Raw genomic sequence first — 6,367 nt, forward strand, 5'->3', positions numbered from 1 at the left:
ATTTTGAAAAGGACATAATAAAATCAAGACTTTTCTAACTGCTTAAGATTTAAATAAAAGACGCCAGTAAATTTTACTAAGTTTATTTATAAGCTAAAAAAGCACAGACTTTTTAGTCTGTGCTTTTAAGAAATTATTCAGTTGAATCCTTCGTTTCATCAATTAAAAGATTACCTGTCTTTAAATCATAGAAACGCAGCAAGTCTCCATTGATAATTTTATCGGAATAGCCTAGTGCCTGTGTTGCTCTATCAACATATGGTTGACAGTTTTCCATCTCGACCTCTAGACCTGTTCCATTCTCATAACATGTGTTTGCAGTGTATAAATAATCCTCTGTAACAAATCCACCGTTACGGAAAATAACAAATTCCTCATGATCCTCAGAGAAAATATCTGCACCTAATTGCATATCCTTATTCGTCTCTAAACCTAATAAGTGTAAAATTGTTGGACGTAAGTCAATTTGACCGGAAATATCCGTTACTTCTTTTCCAGCATCACTATTTGGTATATGAACGAACATAGGAACGCTTTGTAACTTAGCAGACTCATAAGGCGTGATTTCTTTTCCTAAATACTTAGACATTGCAGCATTATGATTTTCAGAAATACCATAATGGTCTCCATACATCACAATAATAGAATTATCATATAATCCTTTTTCTTTTAATTCATCAAAGAATACTTTTAATGATTCATCCATGTAACGAACGGATTGGAAGTATCTATTTAATGTTCCAGAATTAGAATCGTATTCAGGTATTAACATGTCTTCTTCATCCAATGTAAATGGATGGTGATTCGTCAACGTGATTAAACGTGAATAAAAAGGCTCAGGCATTTCTGTCATTAAATCTACAGATTGCTCTAGGAATGGAATATCCTTTAGTCCCCAGTTTACTGAGTTTTCATCATTTACATCATAACTCATTACATCATAAAACTTTTGAATATTAAGCGACTGGTACATCATATCTCGGTTCCAAAAGCTTTTCTTGTTAGAGTGCATGACGTTCGTAAAGTAACCCTCATCATTTAAACGTTCTGCCATTGAGTGGTATGTGTTTTCCCCGTGTGTAAAGAATACCGCACCGCCACCTAAAGGATAAAGAGAATTTTCTATAAGAAACTCTGAATCAGATGTTTTCCCTAATCCTGTTTGATGATAGAAATTTGAAAAATAGAATGTATCTTTATCGTTCGTTAGACTGTTTAAGAATGGTGTTACTTCATGCCCGTTCATTTCGTTATTTAAAACAAACGACTGTAAAGATTCCATAGAAACAACAATTAGGTTTCTGTCTTTAGCTAAGCCAAACATTTCCTCATTAGGATCCGCTTGATTTGAGCGTACATAGTTATTTACTTCGACTAACTCACTTCCATCTGCAAGTGCACGTTGAGCATGGGACTTGGATTGAATATAAATGTCGTATAAATGGTAATTGTATGAGCCAAGATTTTTAACAAGCATCTCTCTGTCAAAACTTCTTGTTAGAAGCTGAGGTCTCTCAATTTCAGAAAGTCCTAAATTTAAAAATAATATAGCAGCAGAAAGCACAAAATATGCTCTTCTTGTTGCTGGTTTAATACTCGTACCTTTTTCTCTAGTTTTTAACCATTTCATCGCGATTAAAATAATCGCAATATCGGTGAAATAGAAAATATCAGTAAGGAAGATACTTGCTGCTGCAGAAGAACCTAAATCTCCAAAGTTACTTGTTTGAAACAAGACTGGAATGGTTATGAAATCCGTGAAAAAGCGATAAAATACTGCATTTGCATAAAGCACTATAGAAAGTATCACACTAGTAATTACTATATGTCTATTTCGAGCCTTATTGGTTTTATAAAATAAAGAAATTCCATAGATCAGGAGCAAAAAGCTCAATGGGTTAATAAATAAAATAAATTGTTGCATTATATTCTCGATTTTCATATCAAAGCTCGTGTGGTACACAATATACGTTTTTATCCAAGTTGCCACAATTGCAATTACAAGAATAGAATGTTTGGGCCAGTTATTTTTCAATGCCTACATCCTCCTTATTTACTCCTTATGCGAGTAAAGTAACAGTGTATATATTAATCCTTTCTTGACAATAAATCAATATCAATGAAATGGGATAATAATATAAAATTTTACAATCCCTTTTTATATACCCTTTATTAGACGTTCTCAAACCCGAAAAGTTTCATTTCTTTTGTAATATAGCTTTTTAGTCTTACACAAGTTTACTTTTTCCTAGTTATAAAGTTTTAATAATTCTACTTTTTTCTTGTCTAAGTATTAATATAGCCAGTTGAAAATCTTCAGGTTGAATCATCTGCATAGCATATAATTCTTTTATTTCCTCTTCCATTATTTCAAGATCTGCTACACGATCCTTCGTGTATACATAAATCCCAAAACGTTTTAATAGCTGCATCACGTCATATACAGACTTCAATTACAATCATCCTTTTTTCGATATTCATAACATGGTATGGTTGCACTCTCAGTTATTATGCGGTCAACCGGTAGATCGAACTGTTCTCGTACTACTTCATCATTAACCTGCATATCAAAAGCCAAGGACATTGTTAAGCCAAGGTAAGTAGATAAGAATCGATCATAATATCCACCACCGTACCCGATTCGATAACCTGACTTATTATACACAATTCCAGGGACTATTAACAACTCAATTGCATCCGAACTAATAGCCGTCGTCACATTTGGATTTGGCTCCCTTAGATTCATGTAGACCGTTTCAAGCTGATTGTAGCTTTCTATGTGATAAAAAGTCATCGCTCGACTTTTGGGAGAACATTTTGGTACAACTACTGTTTTCCCCATATCCCAAAGCGCCTTAATAATTCCCTCTGTATCCACCTCAGGATAAGAAGATATCGTTAGGCCAATTGTTTGGAAATTTAAAGTAGAAATTTCTTGTAAAAAGTTTGTTTTTATTTGCTCGGAATATAATATGTATGAATCATGATCTAATCTAGATAAATTCTCCTGCATATTTTTTCTTATTAATTGTTTGGACATAATTTTACCCCCAATATTAGATTAGCTAAAGAAAAAAACCAAAACCACTAAAGGTTTTGGTTTAGGTTATTATTTAGTTTCTCTATGAAGAGTCATTTTCTTTTCACGAGAGCAATATTTTTTAAGTTCAAGACGTTCTGGATTGTTACGCTTGTTTTTCTTAGAAATATAGTTGCGCTCTCCGCAATCTGTACAAGCTAATGTAATATTAACGCGCATGGTTGTCCCTCCCACTCTTTGCCAGGATTAAATATAAAACTTGAGCATGATTTATACGACTAACCAATTATAGCACACAATTGAAGAAAATCTACAATATTATAGAAGAATTTGTTTAAAGTTTTTTCGGTTATGGTAGTATAGATAGAAGATATTTAAATTTTGAGGTGAAAAAAAGTGGACTTATCATTTATTATTATGGTTCTCGGGGTACTTTTAATCGCAATTTCTTTCTTTGTTAAGGACACTTCTAAAAAAGTAGAAGCAGAAGTAGAGGATCTTTCTTTTACCGTCTACCAGGAAACAAGTGCTCTTAAACGGAGAATGAAGGTTATTGAAGAAGAATTACTGATAGAACCTATCCATGCTGCCCCTAAAAAAAATCAAACTGTGGTAAAACCAATTGTACATGAAATAATAAGAAATCAGGTACTGGAATTACATAAGCAAGGATACTCCTTAAAGGAAATTAGCACTCGCTCCTCTCTTTCTATAGAGGAAGTTAAATCAGTAATAGGTGGTTCCCAGGGATGAAAAAGACATCTATTCTTTTCTTAGGCATTGGCTTATTCCTTGCCGGCACCATGATTCAAATAGAGCAACGGTTTTTCCAAGAAGATATAACTTCCACTGGGGTTGTTACGAACCAAGCATATGAGCAATCTCAAAAAGAGCTATCTAGTGTCAAAGAACAGCTTGCTCAACTCCAACTGAACTTGGAAAATGCACAAAAAGAGCAGCCAAATGAACCAAACAAAGAAGAAAACAAACAACAAGCATCTTCTCCGCCTGTTCAAGGCTTTACTTTATCCATCACTTCTGGCATGACATCCTCTGATATTAGTTCTTTATTAGAGGAAGCTGGAGTTATTCAAAACCAAATGGATTTACACGATTATATAGTAGATCAAAATTTGGCAGGACGAATCCAAATAGGGAACTATGAAGTAAACTCTTCCATGACTATCAAACAAATTACCGAGTTGATCACTAACTAAGTGGCGAGAATAAATACACCTAGAAAAGCTCCTTCAATTTTACCATTCAGTAAAATTGAAGGAGCTTTTTACACTTTATAAAATACAGTTTCTACTATATTTCGTATGCTTTAATTGTTTAACTCATAATGTCTTCCTTTTAGTAAATATAAAAGACGCTCTGCCATGTTAGTTGCATGGTCAGCAGACCTTTCGAGATATCGACAGACAAAGGATAGCTGTGTTACCTGACTCAATTGTGTTGGATCACTTACCCCTACTCCTAATAATGTTTTAATCGTGTAGCCGTACATTTCATCTACCTCATCATCTAGCTTAGCGATCGCTTTAGCTTCTTCCATATCTTCTTTTATAAATGCTGTTAACGTTTGTTTTAACATAGCAATTGTTTTTACACGCATTTCATCTAACAAGTAAATGGGTGCTATATGTTCGTCTTTACCTATACGAATAGTTTCTTTTGCGATATTTACGGCATAGTCCCCTATACGCTCCATATCTGCAGCAATTTTCACTAACACCATTAACCGTCTTAAATCCGTTGCTACTGGCTGCTGTTTTGCAATTAGTAAAATTACCCGGTCATTAATTTCCTCTTCCATTCGGTTAATATGAACGTCATCATTTATGACTGTTAATGCACCTTCAATATCATTTGCCAATAAATAATCCATTGCATGGTCAATCGTTTGTATAGCTGTGTTACTCATTTCAACCAATAGCTGCTGTACTTGTTTAAGCTCTTCATTAAATTTTTCTCTTCCTACCATAATGTTTTTCCCCTTTCGTTATCCAAAGCGGCCCGAAATATAATCCTCTGTGCGCATATCCTCCGGAGTTGAAAAAATAACATTTGTTTGGTCAAATTCAATTATTTCGCCATTTAAGAAAAATGCAGTTTTATCTGAAATCCTTGCTGCCTGCTGCATATTGTGTGTAACAATTATAATGGAATAATCCTTCTTTAACTCGGCCATTAATTCCTCTACTTTTAAAGTAGAGATTGGGTCAAGCGCTGAAGTCGGTTCATCCATCAGAATTACATCAGGTTCAATTGCCAGACAACGTGCTATACAAATCCTTTGCTGTTGCCCACCAGAAAGGCTATAGGCATTTGCATTTAAACGATCTTTTACCTCATCCCAAATAGCTGCTCCGCGTAGGCTATTCTCCACAATTTCATCTAGTATTTTCTTGTTCCTAATCCCATGTATCCTAGGACCATACGCTATATTGTCATATATCGATTTAGGAAAAGGATTGGGTTTCTGAAACACCATACCTACCTTTGTTCTTAATTCCTCTACGGTATAGTCTGCTTTAAAAATACCTCTATTACGATAAGTTATTTCTCCAGAAATTTTTACTGTTGAGACTAATTCTACCATTCTGTTTAAAGTTTTAATATATGTAGATTTACCACAGCCTGATGGACCAATGATTGCGGTGACTTCGTTTTCATTTATTTGCAAATTTATATTTTTTAAAGCATGGTGTGCACCGTACCACAAATTTAAATCCTTTGTATCGTATACGATGTTAGTTGACGTAGAATCTTGGGCAGTTCTTTTCTGTTTAGCATATACCATTGATGGGTCCTCCTAGTATCGTTTTTGGAATTTGTTACGGATGAAAACTGCTATTGCATTCATAAACAGTAAGAAAATCATCAAAACTAATATTCCCGCAGCTGCAACATATTGAAAATCCACTTGTGGTCTTTTTGCCCAATCGTAAATTTGCATAGGAAGAGCTGTAAATTGGCTTAACGGTCCATCGGGTAGAAAATGTATAATAACTGGTACACCTATAACAACTAACGGAGCAGTTTCACCGACAGCTCGAGACAATGCTAAAATTGCACCAGTCAAAACCCCGGGAATAGCTGAAGGAAGCACTATTTTAATAATTGTTTGCCATTTGGTTGCTCCCATTCCATAGGAAGCTTCCCGAACCTCCGATGGAACAGAGCGTATAGCTTCTTGAGATGCCACAATAATTACCGGTAAGATTAACAAGCTCATAGTAAAGCCTGCTGCTAGTACGCTATTCCCTAATGCCAACGCACGCACAAAAATAGTTAATCCCAATAATCCAAAAACAACTGAGG

At 34.7% G+C, this 6,367-nt stretch carries 9 protein-coding genes; 2 read left to right on the plus strand and 7 right to left on the minus strand.

Translation table 11 applies throughout. The features are described 5' to 3' along the window. Positions 1–133 precede the first annotated feature (133 nt). The 4 genes from AC06OU_RS14260 to rpmG form a co-directional block, all read right to left on the minus strand. On the minus strand, positions 134–2,035 hold the full coding sequence (locus tag AC06OU_RS14260) for an LTA synthase family protein (protein WP_475856665.1): 1,902 nt from the start codon (positions 2,033–2,035) through the stop codon (positions 134–136). Positions 2,036–2,252: 217 nt separating this feature from the next. Beyond that, on the minus strand, positions 2,253–2,453 hold the full coding sequence (locus AC06OU_RS14265) for a YqgQ family protein (protein ID WP_475856666.1): 201 nt from the start codon (positions 2,451–2,453) through the stop codon (positions 2,253–2,255). Next, on the minus strand, positions 2,450–3,040 hold the full coding sequence (locus tag AC06OU_RS14270; RefSeq protein ID WP_475856668.1) for a 5-formyltetrahydrofolate cyclo-ligase: 591 nt from the start codon (positions 3,038–3,040) through the stop codon (positions 2,450–2,452). Before AC06OU_RS14270 ends, AC06OU_RS14265 begins: the two co-directional genes overlap by 4 nt. A 69-nt stretch (positions 3,041–3,109) precedes the next feature. Next, positions 3,110–3,259, minus strand: a complete 150-nt coding sequence (gene rpmG, locus AC06OU_RS14275; protein ID WP_053588882.1) for a 50S ribosomal protein L33 — start codon at positions 3,257–3,259, stop codon at positions 3,110–3,112. A 177-nt stretch (positions 3,260–3,436) separates the two neighbouring features. Between rpmG and AC06OU_RS14280 the strand changes: the two genes are divergently transcribed. After that, complete coding sequence (locus AC06OU_RS14280) at positions 3,437–3,793, plus strand: hypothetical protein (RefSeq protein ID WP_475856670.1); 357 nt, start codon at positions 3,437–3,439, stop codon at positions 3,791–3,793. Continuing rightward, positions 3,790–4,257 carry a hypothetical protein gene (locus tag AC06OU_RS14285; protein WP_475856672.1) on the plus strand — a complete coding sequence of 156 codons (468 nt, stop codon included), beginning with the start codon at positions 3,790–3,792 and terminating at the stop codon, positions 4,255–4,257. Before AC06OU_RS14280 ends, AC06OU_RS14285 begins: the two co-directional genes overlap by 4 nt. Positions 4,258–4,367: 110 nt before the next feature. Here AC06OU_RS14285 and phoU read toward each other — a convergent pair whose 3' ends face one another. The 3 genes from phoU to AC06OU_RS14300 all read right to left on the minus strand — a co-directional run. Beyond that, a complete protein-coding gene (gene phoU, locus AC06OU_RS14290) occupies positions 4,368–5,027 on the minus strand; it encodes a phosphate signaling complex protein PhoU (RefSeq protein ID WP_475856673.1) in 660 nt (219 codons plus the stop codon). Between the two features lie 18 nt (positions 5,028–5,045). Then, positions 5,046–5,846: a phosphate ABC transporter ATP-binding protein PstB gene (gene pstB, locus AC06OU_RS14295; RefSeq protein WP_475856674.1), complete on the minus strand. Its 801-nt coding sequence runs from the start codon at positions 5,844–5,846 to the stop codon at positions 5,046–5,048. Positions 5,847–5,858: 12 nt separating this feature from the next. Continuing rightward, a partial coding sequence (locus AC06OU_RS14300; protein WP_475856676.1) for a PstA family ABC transporter permease occupies positions 5,859–6,367 on the minus strand: 509 nt, incomplete at its 5' end.

The sequence above is a fragment of the Psychrobacillus sp. genome (genome assembly GCF_056205495.1).